This window comes from Desulforapulum autotrophicum HRM2 (assembly GCF_000020365.1).
Lineage (GTDB): Bacteria > Desulfobacterota > Desulfobacteria > Desulfobacterales > Desulfobacteraceae > Desulforapulum > Desulforapulum autotrophicum.
This window is the reverse complement of sequence record NC_012108.1, coordinates 558,711-579,269: the sequence shown is the minus strand read 5'-3', so window position 1 is coordinate 579,269 and position 20,559 is coordinate 558,711. Positions and strand designations below refer to the sequence as shown.

General features: G+C 52.3%; 18 protein-coding genes and 1 pseudogene. 13 read left to right on the top strand and 6 right to left on the bottom strand.

The features are described from left to right. Window positions 1-247 precede the first annotated feature (247 nt). The 5 genes from tilS to HRM2_RS02490 all read left to right on the top strand — a co-directional run bounded on the left by tilS (window position 248) and on the right by HRM2_RS02490 (window position 6,045). The gene (gene tilS, locus HRM2_RS02510; RefSeq protein WP_012662870.1) at window positions 248-1,336 is read left to right on the top strand and encodes a tRNA lysidine(34) synthetase TilS; all 1,089 of its coding nucleotides are present in this window, start codon (window positions 248-250) and stop codon (window positions 1,334-1,336) included. 71 nt (window positions 1,337-1,407) lie between these two features. Next, on the top strand, window positions 1,408-3,420 hold the full coding sequence (gene ftsH, locus HRM2_RS02505) for an ATP-dependent zinc metalloprotease FtsH (RefSeq protein WP_012662869.1): 2,013 nt from the start codon (window positions 1,408-1,410) through the stop codon (window positions 3,418-3,420). Continuing rightward, complete coding sequence (gene folP, locus HRM2_RS02500; RefSeq protein ID WP_012662868.1) at window positions 3,413-4,294, top strand: dihydropteroate synthase; 882 nt, start codon at window positions 3,413-3,415, stop codon at window positions 4,292-4,294. Before ftsH ends, folP begins: the two co-directional genes overlap by 8 nt. Next, window positions 4,294-5,247 carry a CdaR family protein gene (locus HRM2_RS02495; protein ID WP_012662867.1) on the top strand — a complete coding sequence of 318 codons (954 nt, stop codon included), beginning with the start codon at window positions 4,294-4,296 and terminating at the stop codon, window positions 5,245-5,247. The genes folP and HRM2_RS02495 overlap by 1 nt, the downstream gene beginning before the upstream one ends. Before the next feature lie 9 nt (window positions 5,248-5,256). Beyond that, window positions 5,257-6,045, top strand: a complete 789-nt coding sequence (locus HRM2_RS02490; protein ID WP_012662866.1) for a type III pantothenate kinase — start codon at window positions 5,257-5,259, stop codon at window positions 6,043-6,045. On the opposite strand, the gene HRM2_RS02485 is transcribed toward HRM2_RS02490, so the two are convergent. Genes HRM2_RS02485 through HRM2_RS02460 form a run of 6 tightly spaced genes read right to left on the bottom strand, consistent with a single transcriptional unit; the run spans window position 6,036 to window position 11,663 of the window. Continuing rightward, window positions 6,036-7,898 carry a bifunctional acetyl-CoA hydrolase/transferase family protein/GNAT family N-acetyltransferase gene (locus tag HRM2_RS02485; RefSeq protein ID WP_012662865.1) on the bottom strand — a complete coding sequence of 621 codons (1,863 nt, stop codon included), beginning with the start codon at window positions 7,896-7,898 and terminating at the stop codon, window positions 6,036-6,038. The genes HRM2_RS02490 and HRM2_RS02485 overlap by 10 nt on opposite strands. Before the next feature lie 3 nt (window positions 7,899-7,901). Further along, complete coding sequence (locus tag HRM2_RS02480; RefSeq protein WP_041272999.1) at window positions 7,902-8,525, bottom strand: zinc-ribbon domain-containing protein; 624 nt, start codon at window positions 8,523-8,525, stop codon at window positions 7,902-7,904. Beyond that, window positions 8,522-9,685 carry a type IV pilus twitching motility protein PilT gene (locus HRM2_RS02475; protein WP_012662863.1) on the bottom strand — a complete coding sequence of 388 codons (1,164 nt, stop codon included), beginning with the start codon at window positions 9,683-9,685 and terminating at the stop codon, window positions 8,522-8,524. The genes HRM2_RS02480 and HRM2_RS02475 overlap by 4 nt, the downstream gene beginning before the upstream one ends. Before the next feature lie 28 nt (window positions 9,686-9,713). Continuing rightward, window positions 9,714-10,796 (bottom strand): type IV pilus twitching motility protein PilT, encoded by a 1,083-nt coding sequence (locus HRM2_RS02470; RefSeq protein WP_012662862.1) that lies wholly within the window; start codon window positions 10,794-10,796, stop codon window positions 9,714-9,716. A 47-nt stretch (window positions 10,797-10,843) separates the two neighbouring features. Further along, window positions 10,844-11,344: a DivIVA domain-containing protein gene (locus tag HRM2_RS02465; RefSeq protein ID WP_012662861.1), complete on the bottom strand. Its 501-nt coding sequence runs from the start codon at window positions 11,342-11,344 to the stop codon at window positions 10,844-10,846. Window positions 11,345-11,363: 19 nt separating this feature from the next. After that, window positions 11,364-11,663: a YggT family protein gene (locus tag HRM2_RS02460; protein ID WP_012662860.1), complete on the bottom strand. Its 300-nt coding sequence runs from the start codon at window positions 11,661-11,663 to the stop codon at window positions 11,364-11,366. Between the two features lie 190 nt (window positions 11,664-11,853). Here HRM2_RS02460 and HRM2_RS02455 point away from each other — a divergent pair, with 190 nt between their 5' ends. The 8 genes and pseudogenes from HRM2_RS02455 to HRM2_RS02420 all read left to right on the top strand — a co-directional run bounded on the left by HRM2_RS02455 (window position 11,854) and on the right by HRM2_RS02420 (window position 20,556). Then, window positions 11,854-12,627, top strand: a complete 774-nt coding sequence (locus HRM2_RS02455; protein WP_012662859.1) for a FadR/GntR family transcriptional regulator — start codon at window positions 11,854-11,856, stop codon at window positions 12,625-12,627. Window positions 12,628-12,651: 24 nt separating this feature from the next. Beyond that, a complete protein-coding gene (locus tag HRM2_RS02450) occupies window positions 12,652-13,788 on the top strand; it encodes a branched-chain amino acid ABC transporter substrate-binding protein (RefSeq protein WP_012662858.1) in 1,137 nt (378 codons plus the stop codon). An 87-nt stretch (window positions 13,789-13,875) separates the two neighbouring features. Then, window positions 13,876-14,778 carry a branched-chain amino acid ABC transporter permease gene (locus HRM2_RS02445; RefSeq protein ID WP_012662857.1) on the top strand — a complete coding sequence of 301 codons (903 nt, stop codon included), beginning with the start codon at window positions 13,876-13,878 and terminating at the stop codon, window positions 14,776-14,778. Continuing rightward, on the top strand, window positions 14,775-15,722 hold the full coding sequence (locus tag HRM2_RS02440) for a branched-chain amino acid ABC transporter permease (protein WP_012662856.1): 948 nt from the start codon (window positions 14,775-14,777) through the stop codon (window positions 15,720-15,722). The genes HRM2_RS02445 and HRM2_RS02440 overlap by 4 nt, the downstream gene beginning before the upstream one ends. A 3-nt stretch (window positions 15,723-15,725) precedes the next feature. Further along, window positions 15,726-16,499 carry an ABC transporter ATP-binding protein gene (locus tag HRM2_RS02435; protein WP_012662855.1) on the top strand — a complete coding sequence of 258 codons (774 nt, stop codon included), beginning with the start codon at window positions 15,726-15,728 and terminating at the stop codon, window positions 16,497-16,499. After that, window positions 16,483-16,983 (top strand): annotated as a pseudogene (locus HRM2_RS02430) (ABC transporter ATP-binding protein); the annotation flags it as partial. The gene HRM2_RS02435 and the pseudogene HRM2_RS02430, both read left to right, overlap by 17 nt. A gap of 338 nt (window positions 16,984-17,321) precedes the next feature. Continuing rightward, the gene (locus HRM2_RS02425; RefSeq protein WP_012662853.1) at window positions 17,322-19,406 is read left to right on the top strand and encodes an FAD-dependent oxidoreductase; all 2,085 of its coding nucleotides are present in this window, start codon (window positions 17,322-17,324) and stop codon (window positions 19,404-19,406) included. Next, a complete protein-coding gene (locus HRM2_RS02420; protein WP_202944682.1) occupies window positions 19,396-20,556 on the top strand; it encodes an NAD(P)/FAD-dependent oxidoreductase in 1,161 nt (386 codons plus the stop codon). Before HRM2_RS02425 ends, HRM2_RS02420 begins: the two co-directional genes overlap by 11 nt. Window positions 20,557-20,559: the final 3 nt, after the last annotated feature.

Sequence of the window (20,559 nt, the reverse complement as noted above, 5' to 3'; positions counted from 1 at the left end):
CGCCGTTAAAGAGACCCGCCCCTGGCAACCCTCCAGGCCCGACCCGTCGAGAAATCCATATCTGGTTGACCATCATCCAAGGAACGATTATGATGAACCCAACTTTCGGGATTGGCTGCTTAAATGGGATCATCAAAGTTGAAGTCCGAAAGTTGAGTGATTAATAATCATATTGGCTGACGGGTTGATGGAACCGTTAATTTGTCCGACAGACAGAGAACCCTACATTACCAGGTAAAACGACAAAATGCTCACCAGCACCAAGAGAACTCCATTCACAGAAAAAGTTTGCCGGACCCTTGAAGTTCATGGGATGGTAACCCCGGGTGACAGCATTCTCCTGGGCGTCTCAGGCGGGCCGGATTCCGTGGCCCTTGCCATCGCCCTTGTCCTGCTCAGGAAAGACCTGGGAATCACCCTTGGTATTGCCCACATCAACCACCTTTTAAGGGACAAGGAGTCGGACAGGGATGAAGCCTTTGTCCAGGAACTTGCCAGGTCCCTGGAGCTGCCCTTTCACCCCCTGAAGATCGACGTGGCAACACTTGCCAGGGAAAGGCAAATCTCCCTTGAAGAAACGGCAAGGGAAGTTCGATACGCTTTTTTCACCGACCTGTGCCGGCACAACGGGTATACCCGAACAGCGGTCGGCCACACCCTTGACGACAATGCAGAGCTGGTTCTCATGAACCTGTTAAGGGGCAGCGGCCCCAGGGGGCTTGCCGGGATTCCTCCGGTCCGGGACCACTGGATCATCCGGCCCCTCATCGGTCATACCAAGGGGGAGATCCTCGCCTTTCTCAGGGAAAAGGCCCAGGCATATGTGGTGGATTCAACAAACCTTGAAACCGTGTTCCTGAGAAACCGAATCAGAAACGAGCTGCTTCCTCTTCTCAGAAAGGAGTACAACCCCAGAATCACGGAAAATCTCAACCGTGTGAGCCGGATCATGGGTGAGGAAGACAGCTGGATGGACAACGAAGCCGGGGCTGTTTTCAAAACGATACGCTTAGAAAAGAAAGGTCCTGGGGTCAGCCTCTGCCTGGACGGCTTCAATGGTCTTCTTCCAGCACTCAAACGTCGGATTGTCAGAAAGGCGATCCAGGCAGTCAAAGGAGACCTGAAACGGATTACCCTGCCCCACGTTGACGCCGTTGCAGCCCTTGCCGCTGCAACCTCTCCGGGCAGGAGCCTGGATCTTCCCGGCCGGGTCCGCATCTTCAAACAAAGTCAGACCCTTTGTTTCAAAAAAGAACCCCTTCCCCTGCGGGAAATCGGAAAAGCCATGAAAAGAGAAAAACACTCCAGGAACACGAAGAAAGTTTTTCTTGCCTAATCACAATTCATGGTTAATATTTGAACGATGTATTTTTTAACCAAATTTAATCTATCAGAAAGGAAAAGACCTTGAATCAGTTTTATAAAAACCTCTCCCTGTGGCTGGTCATCGTGCTGATGATGGTGATGCTCTATAATATCTTTAACCAGCAGAACATGGTAGACACCACCATCGACTATTCAGACTTCCTCGCCATGGTTGATAACGGGCGGATAAAAAGTGTCGTGATCCAGGGCCAGGATATCTACCTGACGGACAACACCGGTGCAAGGTTTTCCACCTTTGCCCCAAAGGACAGCGATCTCATCAGCACCCTGAGAAAGAGTGGAACGGCTATCAAGGTTAAACCGCCCACGGAATCTTCATGGTTCATGTCCATTATCATCTCCTGGCTTCCCATGATCGTTCTCATTGGTGTGTGGATCTTTTTCATGCGGCAGATGCAGGGCGGCGGCGGCGGCGGTAAAGCCATGTCCTTTGGCAAAAGCCGGGCCCGACTCATGTCCGACAAGGGAGAAAAAGTTACCTTTGAAAATGTGGCAGGTATTGACGAGGCAAAGGAAGAGCTCACCGAGGTGGTTGACTTTCTAAGGGAACCGAGCAAGTACACAAGACTCGGAGGCCGAATTCCCAAGGGCGTGCTGCTTGTGGGTGCCCCTGGAACGGGAAAGACCCTTCTCTCCCGGGCCGTTGCAGGCGAGGCAGGTGTTCCTTTTTACACCATTTCAGGATCTGATTTTGTGGAGATGTTTGTGGGAGTCGGTGCCTCAAGGGTGAGGGATCTCTTTGCCCAGGGCAAAAAAAACGCCCCCTGCATCATATTCATTGACGAGATCGATGCCGTGGGCCGCCAGAGGGGTGCTGGCATGGGCGGAGGCCACGACGAAAGAGAGCAGACCCTGAACCAGCTCCTGGTTGAAATGGATGGGTTTGAATCCAACGAAGGGGTGATCCTCATGGCCGCAACCAACCGGGCCGACGTGCTTGACCCGGCCCTGCTCAGACCCGGCCGGTTTGACCGCCAGGTCTATGTGGATCTGCCAGATATCAAGGGCAGGGAAGGTATTCTCAAGGTTCACATGAAAAAAACCCCCCTTGCGGATGAAGTCAACCCACTTAACCTTGCCAAGGGAACCCCTGGATTTTCCGGAGCCGACCTTGAAAACCTGGTCAACGAAGCTGCCCTGCTTGCAGCCAAAAGAGACCACGACAAACTTGACATGATGGATTTTGAAGATGCCAAGGACAAGGTTTACATGGGACTTGAACGAAAATCCAAGGTCATCCGGGAGGACGAGAAAAAAACAACGGCCTACCACGAGGCAGGCCATGCCCTAGTGGCAAGACTCCTGCCCGGCACCGATGCTGTGAACAAGGTCACCATCATCCCCAGGGGACGGGCCGCAGGTGTCACCTGGTTTCTGCCCGAAGAGAGGGATTTCAAGTATAAGGATCAGCTGGAAAGTGAACTTGCCGTGGCCTTTGGCGGAAGGGTCGCAGAAGAAATCATCTTCAAGCGCATCTCAACCGGGGCCTCCAACGATATCAAGCAGGCAACAACACTTGCCAACAAGATGGTGAGGACCTGGGGAATGAGCGACGAGCTTGCCCCCCTTGCCTATGACAAGGGAGATGAACACATCTTCATCGGCCGTGACATGGGCCAGGCAAGGGAATACTCCGAGGAAACAGCAAGAAAAATAGACGCTGAAGTGGCGACCATTATCAGGAGAAGCTATGACAGGGCAAAAGAGGTCCTTGTGGAAAACATTGAACTTCTCCACAAATTGACCGGTCTTCTCCTGGAAAAGGAAACCGTCATGGGCGAAGAACTTGATGAGCTGATTCACTCCATGAAACCTGATTTCAGCCCGTCCTCAAAAAAGTCCACGACACCGATGCCCGAAAAAGCCAAGAAGGATTCACACGAAGAACCGGCACAGCCCGACAATCAGGACCAGGCAACCGGCAAGACAGACCCAGACAACGAGGATCTTCCGAAAACAGACCCATCCGAACAAGAGCCCCCTGAAGTTGTGCCTGACAACGAGCCTGAAAAGGATATGAAAAACAATGATTAGTGCCATGGCGTGGAAGGGATTTAAACTTGATCTTAATGACAACCCCTGTATCATGGGTATCCTCAATACCACGCCTGATTCGTTTTCCGACGGTGGCCGCTACCTCAAATTTGACAGGGCCGTGGACCAGGGCATGGCCCTGGTTGAGGCAGGGGCAGACATTATAGACATCGGCGGGGAATCTTCCCGCCCTTTTGCTACACCTGTGACGGTCCAGGAAGAGTTGGACCGGGTCATTCCCGTAATCGAAGCCCTTTCAACCAGAATTAAGGTGCCCATCTCCATTGACACGGTCAAGGCCCGGGTGGCACGGGAGGCTGTCCAGGCCGGAGCGGCCATCATCAACGACATTTCAGCCATGGAACACGACCCTGACATGGCGTCTGTGGTTTTTGACGCACAAGTCCCGGTCATTCTCATGCACATGCGGGGCACCCCTGAAACCATGCAGATCAAGCCCACCTATGAAGATCTTATGGGGGAAATCACCACCTATCTTGGTAACAGAATCAAGGTTGCCCTTGACGCCGGCATCCGACAGGACAGAATCATTCTTGATCCGGGTATCGGGTTTGGTAAAACACTTGCCCACAACCTTCTGCTCATTCGACACATCGATAGAATCAAGGCCCTTGGCTATCCCGTGCTCATGGGACCCTCCAGAAAATCCTTTGTTCAAAAAATTCTCACACAGGAACTGGGCAGGACCATCAAAGCCGACGACCCTGAGGCGGAACAGGGGACCATGGCAGCTTCCATTGCCTGCCTCATGAACGGTGCCGACATCGTCCGGGTGCATGATGTCAAAACCTTTGCGCCCATGGCCCGAATCACTGGGGCCATCCTGGGACACAACCGCCGGCAAAAGTGTTGATGACCACCACCAATGCCCCCAGGGGATGGATTCCAAATCGGTCCCCAATGCTCACCATTGCAGCGCTCCTGATGCTGCTCTTTTCCTGCTCCCAGGAACCTGTGGAAACCACCCTGCTCCTCCCCCTGGGCTTTTCCTCCCTTCCGGCCAATCTTGTCAAGATTCCCTCCCACCTCACCAATCTTGAAATCAGGATCAAAGGACCGGCCAGGCTGATCAAAAAAGCCGGCCAGGAGGATATGAGCTACCTTGTGGATCTGTTCACGGATCTTGCCCTGGATCCTGCAGGGATGGCCTCCACAATCAAACCAGGATCCTACACCATCCCCATCATGGAGGAAAGAATCCCCCTGAACCCGAAGATTACCATCCTTAAAATCGTACCCACCTTTGTCACGGTTCAGCTGGAGGAAAAAATGGTAAAACGGCTGCCGGTCCATGTTCCCTACGCAGGTGAGGCAGCGCCAGGATTTACAGCCCTTGATGCGGCAACAGATCCCGGAGTGGTGGAAGTAACAGGCCCGCAATCCACCCTTGAACCGCTGATGTTCATCATGACAAAACCCGTTGACATCACCAATGCAAAGGAAGGTTTTAAAAAAAACCTGCCCCTGGACCTTTCCCCGTCAACAAGCGTTGATCCATCAACCGCCATTGTTGTTGCCGATATCCCCATTGTTGAAACCATTACCACCCAAAACTTTAAAAACCTTACAGTTGCCACAATAAACAGCACAAACCCCACAAGCGTGATTCCCCCAACCATGGAAATAAAGGTCAAAGGGCCGGTCAACACCCTTAAAAAAGATGGCATAAAAGAGGCGTTTAAGATATACATCGATCTGGAGGGCCTGGCCCCCGGGGTTTACGTTCGACGGGCAGCCATAACCCTTCCCGTGGGCCTGATGCTTGCCGACACAAAACCTGAACTTTTCACAGTAACCATCAAGTAAGGAAAAACCATGCTGCTGGTAATCGATGTGGGGAACACCAATACAGTCCTGGGCGTATTCAACGGTAACACCCTGATCCAGGACTGGCGGATCAGAACCATCCGGGAATCCACGGTTGACGAATTCAACCTCCTTGCAAAGGCCCTTTTTGTGGATAAGAAAATCGACCTTTCAACCATCAAACGCACGGTGATATCGTCGGTTGTACCACCCATCAACAGTATCCTGGACACCTTTTGCACGCGCTATCTCAACCAGAAACCCCTGTGGATTGATCCAGCTTCCGTTAAAAACCTCATGCCCATCTGCTACAGCAACCCGGCCGAAGTCGGGGCGGACAGAATCGTCAATGCCGTGGCTGCATTTGAGCGTTATAAAACCAGCATGATCATCATTGATTTTGGAACGGCCACCACCTTTGATGCCATATCAGCAAAGGGGGAATACCTGGGCGGTGCCATTACACCGGGTGTGATGATCTCGGCCGAGGCTCTTTTCCAGAGGGCATCCAAACTGCCCCGGGTGGAAATATTCAGACGACCACAGAACGTAATCGGCAAGAACACCATTGACAGCATCAAATCAGGAATCATCTACGGCAATGGGGCACTGGTGGACGGCATGGTGAAAAGGATGTCAAAGGAGATGGGGACAACCCCAAAGGTCATTGCCACGGGAGGGCTGGCAGTCCTTATTGCAGACGCCTCTGAAACCATTGAAATCGTGGATAATGCCCTGACCCTGGAGGGGCTGAGGATCATTGCAGACCAGCCTGTTTTCTCTGAGGGTCAACGCTGATCTTCCGCTGAATCAAACGGGATAAAAAGGGCATGGGCTCCGTTTTCAAACCGCGACTGAACCGGATATTTTCCCTTTTCAAATACCTTTAACATGGACTGGTTGGAGGCAAGAACATCAGCCGTCATCCCCCTGGCACCCCGCTGCCTGGCAAGCCTTGCCAGCATACCGTAGAGATGGGTTGCGATACCCAGTCCCTGGAACTTTTCATCCACGACAAAGGCCACATCCACAAGGGGTTTATCCTTGTGGCGGGCGTACCTTGCCTCGGCAATAATCCGGCCCTGGCCAGGGGGGCCAACCAGTCCCACAATGGAAATAACGTTGCGGTAGTCCACATTGACGTACTCCTGGGTTTTTTCGTGGGGCATGGTCTTGATGGGGGTGAAATAGCGGTAATAAATGGCCCGGTCTGAAAACCGATAAAACAGTCGCCTCATGCCCTCTTCATCCGAAGGCTTGATGGCACGGAATCTCACCTCGGTATTGTTCTTAAAGGTGTGGCGCTCTGCGATGTGGTCAGGGTAAAGCCGGGAGCTTTCATGGATAAATATCTGGTCTGGGTAGAGGAGATTAATTTTCTTTGCCCCTGCAACCAGGGCTTCACGGTCATCGGGGTGGGCAATCTCAATGAGGGCCTGGGCCCGCTCGCGCATGGTTCGGCCGGACAGGGCAGCTATGCCGTATTCTGTTGCCACCATACCCACGGAATCAGGAAAATTGATCTGATTGGCAACCCCCTCAATGTTGATGCGAATATTAGCCTCACCCGAAAGATTGCGACTGGGCAGGGCAAAGATGTTGAACCCTCCCTTGGAAATCTCGGCCCCGTTGAAAAAGTCCATGACCTGGCCTGGACCCGAGGTAACGTTTCCCTTGCCCATGTGCATGGAGATACGGCTTGAAAGGTCCACCTTTCTTGCCGGGATAATGGCTATAAATCGTTTATTGCGGCCAATCTCCATGGGGTTGAACACCTGACCCACGCCCTGGAACTCGATCAGGGGATTTCGATCAAGCCAAGCCATGAGCGCCTTTGAACCCATGGCGTAGGAGGCAAGGGTCTTACCCCGATAACTCTCCTTATACCGGTTGGTCACAGCCCCGCTGTTCATCAGTTCCATTACGGCATCCGTGACAAAGGGAGTGTGAATCCCGAGATCGCGTTTTGATGCAAGGTGTCGCGGCAGGGCCTGGAACAGGGGTCCAAAGCTGAAGGCAAGGCAGGATCCGTCTTCAATGACCGACGCCACATTGGCGGCAACCCTGTCATGGACATCGTCCACGGGCCAGCTTGGAAAATAAAACATGGGTTCGCGGCTTTCCACAAAAAAATCAAACTCGTCAACCGAAACAAAGGTGTCACCAAAGGTACAGGGAACATCCGGGTTGATTTCACCGATGACAAGGGTTGCCTGGGCCATGGCCTGGCGGGCCACATCAACGGCAATGCCAAGGGAGCAGCGGCCGTTCCCATCGGGGGGAGTGACCTGGATCAGGGCCGCATCCACGGGAATCTGGTAATCGTTGATCAGCGAAGGGATATTAGAGAACCGGCTGGGAATAAGGTCCACCCTTCCCGCATTGATCGCCTCACTTGCCACCCATCCGGAAAAAAAGGTTTTCAGCCTTGAGCGATTCGAGCGAAGGCCCTCAATGGAGATTGCGTCCCCGAAACTAACGATTTGAATCAGGGTGAGATCGGCCAGGTTTGCCTCGCTGGATCCCATCAGGGTCTTGACAAGGGTTCTTGGCTCTGCCGCCCCCGTTCCAAGGAAGACATTCATGCCCGGTTCGATCTTTGACAGGGCCCTTTCCGGAGAAACCCGCTTTTTTTCCCACGGTTGACTCACGGCTCAGCCCTTTCCCGTTTTCTTGAGAGAATCCTTGAAAACAGCATAAAACTGCTCATTCTCCTTGATTGCCCGATCGATTATTTTATCCACCTTGTTAAGGCTGGAATGATTGACCACAAGATTGACGCTCTGGTGAAGGGCGGCCATGCTGTCCATGGTGCGATACCTTTCGGAGACAAGGATTACAAATATTTTCCGTCTGGAAGCCATTTCAAGTTGACAAAGGGTGCTGAGCACTCCGGGAACACCGGGACGATCAAAGCCATCGTCCACCACCACAATATCAAACAGGTGATACCTCATATTCAAAAGGGCATGTTCCACATCTTTTGCCTGTTTGACCACATGGCCCATGGTCTCCAATGCTTGGGAAACAACAGCGGCCCCACTGCCCATGCAGACAAGGGATGTCTGTTTGTTGCTATCCACAAAGTCAAAGGGCTTATCTGCTGCATCGTAGGTCCGGGTCGGGGCCATGGACGGCCCTGAAGAATCCGCTGATGGGGAAATCTGAATCCGTTGCTTGCATTTAGGGCAGAGAAACGATGCCCGTTTACCCCTAGGCACTTTGTGATCGGGAATGGAAAGTTTTGTGTGGCACTGGTTACAGACGATATCCATCATGTCCTCTCATATCCATGGTCTATCTCAAGGGATTTGATTTCCGTGGTTGCCTCACCCCGTGAACTTTTAATGAAGTCAAGTCCACGACCTACACTGGACCGTCTTGAAGAATAGGCCAGGGCAACCTCTTCTGTAATTTTTCCCTGTTCATACAGGGAAATAATGAACTCATCAAAGGTAGTCATACCAAAGGCCTTACCCGCTTTCATGATTTCGTAAAAGGTTTTGCCTTCGGACTCACCATTGAGAATGGAATCTTTAACCCTTAAACTGACACTCATAATTTCAAAGGCCGCCACACGACCGCCCCCTGTCCGGGGTAACAGCCGCTGGGACACCACCCAGCGGATGGTGTCGGCAAGGCGGATGCGGATCTGCCGTTCCTCCTCCGTCGAAAACATGCCGATGATGCGGTTGATGGTCTGCCCGGCATCCACCGTGTGGAGCGTGGAAAGGACCAGATGGCCTGTTTCTGCAGCGGAAAGGCCAATCTCCACTGTTTCCCGATCCCGCATCTCTCCCACCAGAATCACCTTGGGTGCCTGGCGAAGGGCTGCCCTGAGGCCCGAAGCAAAGGAATCAAAGTCAGACCCGAGTTCACGCTGGTTAAAGGTCGCCTGCTTCTGGCTGTGCTGGTACTCAATGGGATCTTCCAGGGTGATCACATGGACGGATTTGGTCTCATTGATTTCATCCAGAAGAGCTGCAAGGGAGGTGGACTTTCCACTGCCTGTGGCGCCCGTGACAAAAATAATTCCGTTTTTTTCAAGGGACATCTTATGAAAGGAGCGGGGCAGATCCAGTTCATTGATGGTGGGAATGGTGGTATCCAGTTTTCTTAAAACAATGGCGTAATTGCCAGACCGGGAAAAGATGTTGACCCGAAACCTTGCCCGATCCCCAAGGGCATAGGAGAGATCACACGATCCCTCTTTTAAAAGAATCTCGGTGAGCCTGCGGTCCTGATTGATGAGGTGCAGGGCAAAAACTTCGGTCTGAAACGGTGTGAGGACCTTAAAACCAGGTTCTATTTCCACCGGGACAAGCTCTCCAGCGGTTTCCACCTGAAAGGGTTTCCCAGGGGTCAGGTTCAGGTCTGACACATTTTTATTGCTTTCCAGCATCCGTTCAAGGATATGATCGATCTCTTGTTTGTACATATCACCCTCCTTAACATGGTCCCATTAATCAGGCTTCGGTAAAATCTGCGGGAGCTGTCTTGAGGAAGGGCCTGAACAGCGATTTGTTGTTGGCCTTTCCATAGGCCTCGTCCGGGCTGATCCATCCTTTTTTGTAGAGCTGCATGATGGCATCATCAAGGAGCTGCATACCATACTGCTTACCCGTCTGGATCATGGAAGGAATCTGGTGGGTCTTTGCCTCCCGGATGAGATTTCGAACGGCAGGGGTTGCCACAAGAATCTCCATGGCGGCACAACGGCCCTTTTTGTCAATCCGCTTGAACAGGGTCTGGGCAACAACGGCCCGGATGCCGTCGGCAAGGGTGGATCGAATCTGGGCCTGCTGGGTTGCAGGAAACACCTCGATAACCCTGTCAACGGTCTTTGCCGCACTGGAGGTATGGAGGGTCCCAAAAACAAGATGGCCGGTGGAGGCGGCTTCAATGGCAAGGGAAATGGTTTCAAGATCCCTTAGCTCACCAACCAGGATAATGTCGGGATCCTCACGAAGGGCACCTCGTAAGGCCGAACTAAAAGTCTTGGTATGAAGCCCCACCTCCCTGTGGTTGACGATGCATCCCTGACTTTTATGGACAAACTCGATGGGATCTTCTACGGTGATGATGTGATCCCTTCTGATCCGATTTGCCTGGTCAATAATGGCGGCAAGGGTGGTTGACTTTCCACTGCCAGTGGGGCCGGTCACCAGCACAAGCCCCCTTGGAAGGGAGGCAAGCTTGGAAATGACCGAAGGCAGCCCGAGCTGCTCTGATGTGAGGATTTCAGAGGGAATTTCCCGGAACACGGCTCCGATGCCGTACTTCTGCATGAAATAGTTGGCCCTGTAACGGGCAAGCCCTGGAATTTCATAACCAAAGTCAACATCTCCAGTCTCCTCAAACACCTTGATCTTTTCCTCGGGGGTGATCTCGTAAAGAAGGCCTCTTAACTCATCGTTGGTCAAGAGGTTGTACTTGATCCGTTCAATATCACCGTGAAGCCTCAGCGCAGGCGGCTGACCCGCCACAAGGTGCAAATCTGAAGCGCCCTGGTCGTGCATGAGTTTGAAAAATGCATCGATTTTTGCCATGGATCATATCTCTCTTATTTTAAGTCTATCCCAGGTTGCAATCTACTTCATGCCTGCTTGATAAATCTAAGATTCACATCTGTGGCTTCGGATTCTTTACTCTCCTGTTTACTCATCTCCAGAAGTTTGGCGTGGGATTCTATCACTGATCCAATCTGAACCTCAATCTGCATGCGCTGGCGTTTAAGCTCCGTGATATCGCTGTGGAGCTGTGACAGACGCTGATGGGCACGGTTGAGTATCTTTTCTGCCTCGACCTCAGCATTGGCAATGACAAGCTCTGCGGATTTTCTAGCGTTGAGCTTCATCTGATCAAGCACCTTCTGGGACTGGATCATCACCCTTTTCAGAGACATTTCACGCTTCTGGTATCCCTGGTTTTCAAGATCCAGCCTGTGCCTTTCTTCTTTGATCGTGGAAATTTCCCGATTTAGCCTGGTAACTTCATGGGCCACCTCCTCAAGGAAACCGTCCACCTCGTGGACATCAAACCCCCTGAACCGGGTGTTGAACTCTTTTTGTTTAATGACGGCCGGCGTTATCCCCATTCAACCACCTCTTTTAATTTTAAGACAAGTTGAGGGCCAGTGTGTTAAGGCTTCCAACAACAAAGGTCTGAAGAAAAATAACGATCAGAATGGCAATGATCGGTGAGATATCAAGGCCACCGAGGTCAAAGGGTACTCTTCGTCGAATCTGGTAAAGAACGGGTTCAGTGACATTGGTGATGAATCTGACGATGTTGTTGTAGGGGTCTGGATTGACCCAGGAAAGCACGGCCCTGGCAATGATGATCCACATGAAAAGACTCAGTCCCCAGTCGAGGACCACGGCTATTGCCCTAAAAAAATTTCCCATAATAAACATTTATATAACAATCTCCAAAAAAAACCTAGGGTTTAAATTAACAATACGAAAAAAATATGGGGCCTGTCGGACTAAAAGTCAAGATTTTTTGTCCGGAAACAGGGGCTTTTACCCCGGAAAAGAGCTTGACAAACCAAAACTGATCATCTAGGAATGGTTTAACCATTACAATAGCAAATCTTGGGAAAAAATGTCAGCAAAAAAAGGGCCTTATTTTCAAAAGGCAAAAAAGAACAGGGTGTTCCAGGACGTGGTTAATCAAATCCAGGAGGCCATCATTGACCGAAAGCTGGCCCCAGGTGATATTCTACCGCCGGAACGACAGCTCAGAGAGAGCTTTAATATCAGCAGGGGAACCCTGAGGGAGGCGCTGCGGGTCCTTGAACAAAAAGGGCTTATTGAGATCCGGGTGGGTACGACAGGTGGTTCCATTGTTCGCCAGGCAGGTATGGAACAGCTCACAGAAACCTTTACCCTTCTCATCCGGTCGGGTAGCCTGTCCGTAATGGATGTGGGCCAGTTTCGAACAGGGGTGGAGGGAAAAACAGCAGCCCTGGCAGCCCAAAGGGCCTCGGCCCGGGAGATCAAAATCCTTGAGACCATGCTCAAAAAGGCGGAGCAGCTGAATGCCAGGGGCAGCGATGGGTGGGAGGAGTTCCTCGACATCGACCAGGAGATTCACAAAGAACTTGCAAAAATATCAAAAAATTCATTATACATTCTTGTGAGTGAAATGGTCCATGACAATATCCGTCAGTACTACGACAAATTCCTGGAAAATGTCCAGGGCAGGATGGCGGAAAATTTAAAGGACCTTGAGGAGATGGTATTGGCTGTAAAAAACCATCAACCCCTTGAGGCTGAACGAGTTGCGGAAAATCATGTGCACAAGTTCATCGTCCATATGAAGGAAAAAGAGGCTTTGCTTGCGAATCGTCAGCCAAAGGCGACCGCTAAACCATAACTTGACTTTAACAGGAGAAAGAAGATGAACAAAGTTTTCAGATTGTTTTTTGCATTGTTGTTCTGTTTAGCCCTTTCAGGTACCCAGGCCGATGCATCTGAGACCATCAAGATCGGCGTCCAGGCCCCCACCACTGGTCAATACGCAAATGAAGGCCAGGGGATTGATCAGGGCGTACGCCTCATTGCCGAGCAGGTCAATGCCAAGGGGGGTATCCTTGGACGACAGATTGAAATCTTCACCTGCGACGATGAAGGTACGGCAATGAAGGCTGCCATCTGCGCCAAGGATCTTGTAAACAAAGACGTCATCGCAGTCATCGGGTCCTACACCTCCACCTGTGCCGAAGCTGCCCAGGCTACCTATTATCGGGAAGGGATTCTCCAGACAACCGACGGTACGAGTGACGCCCTTACCGAGCACGGCTACTGGACCTTTTTCCGAAATTCCTTTCCCAACTCTGCCGAGGCAACCTATACGGCCAACTACTTTATCAATGTGAAGAAATACAAAAAAATCGCCATTGTATCTGACTTCTCCTCTTACTCAACGGGCCTTGGCGACTCCGTAATTGGTGAAATCAAGAAACTTGGCGGCAACATCGTATACCAGGGAAAGATCAAAGCCGGTGAGCAGAACTATACACCCGTCCTCACCAACATCAAATCCACCCATCCGGATGTCATCTACTTCAGCGGTTACTACAACGAGGCAGGACTGCTCAGGTCACAGCAGATGCAGCTAGGGGTCATGGCCGATTTCTACGGTTCCAACGCCTGTGACAACCCCGACTACATCAAGCTTGCAGGAAAATATGCCGAGGGGTCGTATCTGATCAACGTCCCCTCCCCCGAACTTCTTCCCTATGACCTTGCCATCAATTTCCTCAAGGATTACAAGGCCAAGTACAAGATGGACCCCCCAAGCATCTGGACCCTTTTAAACATTGACGGCATGCGGGCCATCCTCCACGCCATTGAAGAAACCGGCACCACAGACACCAAAAAACTTGCCGAATACCTCCACACCCTCAAGGATTATCCCGGCATCACCGGCCCCATTGAGTGGGCACCCGACGGAAACAGGGTGGGAAGCGCCCATCAGACCTATGAGTACCAGGCAGACGGTTCCAAAAAGGTCATCTACCCGATTGTCAAATAACCGTTAATCATCCAACAGTGGTCGGCCTGAAAATCGTTCGGGTCGACCCTGGCCAATCATCCGGATCGATTCATAGGGGTCAATAATATGGACATTTTTTTTCAACAGCTGGTCAATGGTCTAACCATTGGCTCCATCTTTGCCCTGGTGGCCCTGGGATACACCATGGTGTACGGCATCATGAAACTGATCAACTTTGCCCACGGCGATCTTGTGGCCATGGCATCCTTTGTGGGGCTGACCGTGTACGACCAGTTCCTTGGCAAAACCACAAACTCCATCCTGGCCGTCATCATCATCTTTGCCGTAACCGGTACCATCATCGCAATGGCGGGCATCGTTCTTGAACGGGTGGCCTATCGTCCCCTTAGAAAGGCACCGCGCCTGTCCGCGGTTGTATCTGCCCTGGGCGCCAGCCTGGTAATCCAGAACGGCATCATGCTCATCTGGGGGCCCAGAATGCGGTTTTTTCCGGCAGACATCCTGCCGGCAATCACCTGGAACATCGGCGGCGTCTATATCAGCTTTATCCAGGTGGTAATTCTGGTGATTTCTCTCCTGATCATGGTCGGCCTCATTTTCTTCATCGACAAGACAAGGGTAGGAGCGGCCATCCGAGCCACCTCCATTGACCATGACGCCTCAAGGCTCATGGGAATAGATGTCAACGGCATCATCACCCTCATCTTTGTGATCGGCACCTTCCTCGGAGCCGTGGGCGGCCTGTTCATCGGACTCTACTACCGGGGTATCAACTTTAACATGGGATGGAACTACGGACTTTACGCCTTTGTTGCTGCCATTATCGGCGGCATCGGCAACATCCCCGGTGCCATGGTCGGCGGCATGCTGCTCGGCATCTTCAAGGCCTTTATTGCAGGCTACGTGTCAAGCACCTGGGCAGATGCCTTTACTTTTACCCTTTTGATCGCCATCCTTGTTGTGAAACCCACGGGTATCATGGGTGAACGCGTAGCGGAGAAGGTATGATGAAATTTAACAGCAAAACCATTGGATACGTGATTTTCATTATTGCCATGCTGCTCTTTCCCGCCCTTGCCGACTCCAAGTGGCTGGCAATCGGATCCACCTTTCTGATCTTTTCAGTGGTGGGCTTGAGTGAAGACATCATCCTTGGCAAAGGAGGAATGTTCAACATGGGCCATGCCCTGTTCTTCGGCATCGGGGCCTACACCGCGGCCATTGCAAACAAAAGTTTCGGCATCCCCATCCTCTACTCGATTCCCCTTGCCATTATCATTCCTGCCCTATGCGGCATAGTGCTTGCCGGACCCATCATCCACCTCAGGGGCGACTACCTGCTGGTGGCCACCATTGGATTCAACATCGTCTTTCTCCAGCTTGTGGAAAACAACATCTTCGGTATCACCGGTGGACCCAACGGCATCTTCGGTCTGGACACCCCCTCTTTTCTCGGCATGGACCTGGCTTCTCCCACGGCCATCTACTACCTGGGAGTGGGGGTGCTGATCCTCACCTTTTTCATCATGGCAAACCTTGACCGAAGCAAGGCTGGCCGGGCCCTGCACTACCTGCGGCTGGACGAACTTGCCGCCAACAGCATCGGCATCAACACCAGGGGATACAAACTGTTTGCCTTTGGACTGGGCGCCGGCATTGCAGGCCTTGCGGGAGTGCTCCTGGCCATCCAGTACTCGGCCGTAAGCCCGGAGGCGTTCAACTTCATGCAGTCGGTTCTCTTTTTTTCCATCGTCCTTGTGGGTGGCTCCTCGCTGCCAGGGATTCTCATGGGAACCTTTGTGATGTTTGTCCTTCCCGAGATTTTCCGGGATTTTGCCACCTGGAGATACTTTATCTTTGGCTTTGCCATGATATTTGCAATGATCCTGAGACCCGAAGGAATATTTCCGGCCCGGTTTGGCAAGATACCTGAATACTTCAAACGAGGATGAGAAATGGCGCTTCTTGAATTAAAAAATATGACCAAACGGTTCGGGGGCCTCACTGCAGTGGACAACCTCAACCTTACGGTCCAAAGAAATCAGATCTACGGCATCATCGGGCCCAACGGGGCGGGCAAAACAACGGCATTCAACTGCATCACCGGCATCCATCCCCCTGAAGAAGGAGATGTCTTCTGGCAGGGAAAAAAGATCACCGGTGCGCCACCCCACAGGGTTGCAGCCATGGGAATTGTAAGAACTTTCCAGACCATTCGGCTCTTTTCCGAAATGAGCGTGGCTGAAAATGTCATGTCAGGACGCCACTTCAGGAGCACCCAGCGTTTCTGGCACGGCATCTGCCACACCCCAGGTTCACTAAAGGACGAGCGGACCAACTGGCTCAAGGTCAAAGAGGTTCTCGAATTTTTCAAAATCGACAACCTTGCCGCAGAATCCGTGGGAAACCTTGCCTACGGCATCCAGAGAAAGGTTGAGATGGCAAGGGCCCTTGCAAGCGAACCCGAACTTCTCATCCTTGACGAACCCGCAGCCGGGCTCAACGACAGCGAAACCATGGAACTTGTGGACACCATTTATACAATCAGAGACCAGGGAGTCACCATCCTTTTGATCGAGCACAACATGGACCTTGTCATGACACTGACCGACTATATTACCGTAATAAACTTTGGTAGCCCCATTGCCGAAGGCATTCCCGATGAGATACAGTCCAATCCCCTGGTAATTGAAGCCTACCTTGGCAGCGAGGATGACGACGATGAATGATATCATGTTTGAAGTAAAAGACCTCAGGGTCTCCTACGGCAGCATTGCCGCCATCAAAGGAATCTCCCTGAAGGTTAGAAAAGGGGAAATCGTAACCATCCTGGGTGCCAATGGTGCGGGAAAAACCACCACCCTCAGAACCATCAGCCGCCTCCATGACCCCACATCCGGATCAATCCTGTTTAAGGGGGGTGACATCACCCGAACCCCGGCCCATGACATTGTCTCCATGGGCATCAGCCATTCCCCCGAAGGCCGGAGGATATTCGGTATCCTCACCGTGGAAGAGAACCTCATCCTGGGCAGTTACACCCAGAAAAAAACAGATAAAAAGATCCTTGCCTGGGTCTATGACCTTTTTCCCAGACTTGCCGAAAGAAAACGGCAGCTTGCCGGCACGCTGTCCGGGGGAGAGCAGCAGATGCTGGCCATTGCCAGGGCCTTGATGTCAAAACCTGAAATGCTGCTCCTGGATGAACCAAGCCTGGGACTTGCACCCATTCTGGTCAAGGCAATTTTCAAAACCATCAGGGAAATCAGCCAGACCGGTGTGACCGTGCTCCTGGTGGAACAGAACGCCAAGGCAGCCCTCAAACTTGCCAACCGGGCCTATGTGCTTGAGGTGGGCAACCTGGTTCTGAGCGGCACATCCGAAGAACTTCTGGCTTCTGAAAAGATCCAGGAAGCTTACCTGGGCAAAAAAAGATAAGTCATAACAGATGATTGACGAACAACCGGGGAGGCAACTCCCCTTTATAAAGGCGTATTTTATAAAAGGTCGAACCATTGACTTTCATCTAACAACAACCGGCAGGTAGAACAATGACACAACGAAGAATCACCAGCCATCCTGTTCTGGATATTCCCCAGGCACAGGAGGTGTCGTTCCAGTGGAACGGCAGACCACTCACAGGCAAACAGGGAGAGATGATTTCGTCAGCCCTGTTTGCCAATGATATCAATACTTTTGGTCATCATCACAAGGACAAGAGCCCCCAGGGCATGTACTGCGCCAACGGACAGTGCTCCCAGTGCCTTGTCATTGTCGACGGATTCCCGGTAAAATCGTGCATGACCCCCCTTGAACAGGGCATGGACGTCAAAAGCGTGGAAGGGCTTCCCGAACTTCCCGGGGATGACAGCCCCCAGGACTTTGAAGATATCGAGGACCTGACCGTTGAGGTGCTGATCATCGGCGGCGGTCCTGCAGGGCTCTCTGCCGCCATCGAACTTGGCCGACTTGGGATCGAAACCCTGATCATTGACGACAAGGATAGGCTTGGGGGAAAGCTGGTTCTCCAGACCCACAAATTCTTTGGATCCGTCGAAGACTCGTGGGCCGGCACCCGGGGATTTGAAATCGGCCATATCCTTGAACAAAAACTCAAGGAGTTCCCCACGGTTGAAACGAGGCTTGAAACGACAGCGGTGGGGGTTTTTTCCGACGGCATTGTGGGGGCTGTCCAGAAAAATCATTATATCAAAATCAAGCCCCAAAAAATGCTGGTGGCCACCGGCGCAAGGGAAAGAATGCTGGCGTTTCCCGGTAACACTCTGCCCGGTGTTTATGGTGCAGGCGCTTTCCAGACCCTTGTAAACCGGGACCTTATCAAGGCAGCAGACCGGGTTCTCATCATCGGCGGTGGCAATGTGGGCATCATTGCAGGCTACCACGCCATCCAGGCAGGCATTGAGGTGGTTGCCGTGATTGAAGGACTTGACCAGGTGGGCGGATACAAGGTCCATGCAGACAAGCTCATTCGCCTGGGGGTTCCCATCTACACCACCCACACGGTGGTATCAGCCAATGGAAGGGACCGGGTGGAAACCGTCACCATTGCCGAACGCGACGAACGATGGAAACCGGTTCCGGGAACGGAAAAGACCTTTAAGGTTGACACGGTGCTGGTTGCCGTAGGACTTGCCAAGGTCGACGAGTTCTTTTTAAAGGCCAAAGCCTGGGGCATGGACGTGTTTGCCGCAGGAGACGCTGAAGAGATTGCAGAGGCATCTGCTGCCATGTTCACCGGAAAAATCCAGGGGGTAAAAATCGCACAATCCCTTGGAAAATTTGACCAGGAGATTCCAGACGAGTGGATCAAAAAGGCTCAGATTCTAAAATCAAGGCCTGGAAAAGCCATTGAACGGCCTGTTCCGACCATTGAAACTGGGGTGCTGCCCATTTTTCACTGCACCCAGGAAATTCCCTGCAATCCCTGCACCTCGGTGTGCAGCGAGAACATCATTCAAACGGAAAATAATCTCATCACGGGCCTTCCAACCCTTACGGACCCCTCCCTCTGCAAGGGGTGCATGAACTGTGTTGCCGTCTGCCCTGGACTTGCCGCAACCCTGGTGGACTATCGAAAAGACCCGGAACAACCCCTGGTCACCCTGCCCTATGAGATATCAAGGGACCTTGTCAAAAAGGGAAATACCGTCACCGTCACAGATGTTAATGGAGCCCCCCTGGCCCGGGTGGATGTGCAACGGGTGCTGAGCAAAAAAGAGTTTCCCGGCACCCTGCTGGTCCAGGTGAAACTCGACAAAGAAACAGCCAAACGAGCCGTGGGAATTGTTGTTCAGGAAAAGGTGATTCTGCCCGAAGAGGTGCCGGATACCACCGGCATTCCGGACGATGCCGTCATATGCCGGTGCGAGCGGGTAACGGCGGGTGAGATCCGATCGGCCATCCGAAACGGAGTAAGGGACATGAATGAACTCAAGGCAATCAACCGGACCGGCATGGGGGCCTGCGGTTCAAAAACCTGCAGGCCCATGGTGTGGGGGATTTTCAGGGACGAGGGTGTGGATCTCAAACAGACCACGGACAGAATTGACCGGCCCCTTTTTGTGGAGGTTCCCCTGGGCACCTTTGCCGGGGTAAAAGGAGGTAATGATGACTAAGGCCTATGATGCAATTGTGGTGGGTGCAGGCTCAGCAGGAGTTCCCACGGCCCTTGCCCTTGGGCAAAAAGGGGTAAAAACCCTTGTGATCGACAGTCATCCTTCCCCAGGTCAGGGACAGAACAAGCACGCCATCGGCGGCATCCGTGCAACCCACTCAGATCCGGGAAAAATCATCGTCGGTATGCGATCATTAAAAATTCTTTCCACCTGGCAGGAAACCCATGGAGATGACATTGAATGGCTCCGGGGCGGTTATCTTTTCCCGGTCTACAGAGACAAAGAAGAGGCGATCCTCAAGGGATTTCTGCCCGTCCAGAAGCAGTACGGCCTCAAAATTGACTATGTGGATGCTGACAAAATCGTGGAGATCGTTCCAGGGATCACAAGGCAGGGCCTCATGGGTGGCACCTTTTCCCCAGACGACGGTTCTGCCTCACCCCTGCTTGCCAACAACGCCTTTTACCGCCATGCCCTTGGAACAAAGAAGGTGGATTTTCACTTCAAGGAACAGGTAACCGGCATTACAACGGACAACGCAAAGGTCACAGGTGTCACAACGGACAGTGCAACCTATTCGGCTCCGGTGGTGATCGATGCAGCAGGCCCTTTTTCAAGGGATCTTGGCAAATTTGCCGGGGTTGACATCCCCGTATTCCCCGACTGCCACGAAGGGGCCATCACCGAACCTGTGGCTTCATTTTTCGAGGCCATGGTTGTAGATTTGCGACCCGCACCCGGCTCTAAAAACTACTATTTTTACCAGAGCCGTCACGGCCAGATCGTTTTCTGCATCACCCCGGACCCGTCCATCCTGGGCACGGACACAAGGGAGACATCCGTGTTCCTTCCCCAGGTGGCAAAGCGAATGGTGGAACTCATGCCAAGGCTCAAAAACATCCGGGTGCGACGGGTTTGGCGGGGGCTGTATCCCATGACCCCGGACGGATCCCCCCTTGCCGGGTGGAACCAGGAAATCGAAGGCCTTGCCCATGTCACAGGCATGTGCGGACAGGGATTCATGCTCGGTCCGGGCATGGGTGAAATCATGGCAAGGCTTATCACGGACGAATTAACGGACAATGACGCCCTTGTACTGGATGAATTTTCCCTGTATCGTGAATTTGGCGGTACAGAAGGACTGCAATGACAT

Bases quoted from the DNA above. Each gene is read 5' to 3' on its own strand.
- HRM2_RS02470 (WP_012662862.1), bottom strand. From the start codon at position 10,796: ATGGCAAAAATCGATGCATTTTTCAAACTCATGCACGACCAGGGCGCT.
- HRM2_RS02480 (WP_041272999.1), bottom strand. From the start codon at position 8,525: ATGATGGATATCGTCTGTAACCAGTGCCACACAAAACTTTCCATTCCC.
- HRM2_RS02465 (WP_012662861.1), bottom strand. From the start codon at position 11,344: ATGGGGATAACGCCGGCCGTCATTAAACAAAAAGAGTTCAACACCCGG.
- HRM2_RS02450 (WP_012662858.1), top strand. From the start codon at position 12,652: ATGAACAAAGTTTTCAGATTGTTTTTTGCATTGTTGTTCTGTTTAGCC.
- HRM2_RS02455 (WP_012662859.1), top strand. From the start codon at position 11,854: ATGTCAGCAAAAAAAGGGCCTTATTTTCAAAAGGCAAAAAAGAACAGG.
- HRM2_RS02435 (WP_012662855.1), top strand. From the start codon at position 15,726: ATGGCGCTTCTTGAATTAAAAAATATGACCAAACGGTTCGGGGGCCTC.
- HRM2_RS02495 (WP_012662867.1), top strand. From the start codon at position 4,294: ATGACCACCACCAATGCCCCCAGGGGATGGATTCCAAATCGGTCCCCA.
- HRM2_RS02425 (WP_012662853.1), top strand. From the start codon at position 17,322: ATGACACAACGAAGAATCACCAGCCATCCTGTTCTGGATATTCCCCAG.
- HRM2_RS02475 (WP_012662863.1), bottom strand. From the start codon at position 9,685: ATGTACAAACAAGAGATCGATCATATCCTTGAACGGATGCTGGAAAGC.
- HRM2_RS02445 (WP_012662857.1), top strand. From the start codon at position 13,876: ATGGACATTTTTTTTCAACAGCTGGTCAATGGTCTAACCATTGGCTCC.
- folP (WP_012662868.1), top strand. From the start codon at position 3,413: ATGATTAGTGCCATGGCGTGGAAGGGATTTAAACTTGATCTTAATGAC.
- HRM2_RS02460 (WP_012662860.1), bottom strand. From the start codon at position 11,663: ATGTTTATTATGGGAAATTTTTTTAGGGCAATAGCCGTGGTCCTCGAC.
- tilS (WP_012662870.1), top strand. From the start codon at position 248: ATGCTCACCAGCACCAAGAGAACTCCATTCACAGAAAAAGTTTGCCGG.
- HRM2_RS02420 (WP_202944682.1), top strand. From the start codon at position 19,396: ATGATGACTAAGGCCTATGATGCAATTGTGGTGGGTGCAGGCTCAGCA.
- HRM2_RS02490 (WP_012662866.1), top strand. From the start codon at position 5,257: ATGCTGCTGGTAATCGATGTGGGGAACACCAATACAGTCCTGGGCGTA.
- HRM2_RS02440 (WP_012662856.1), top strand. From the start codon at position 14,775: ATGATGAAATTTAACAGCAAAACCATTGGATACGTGATTTTCATTATT.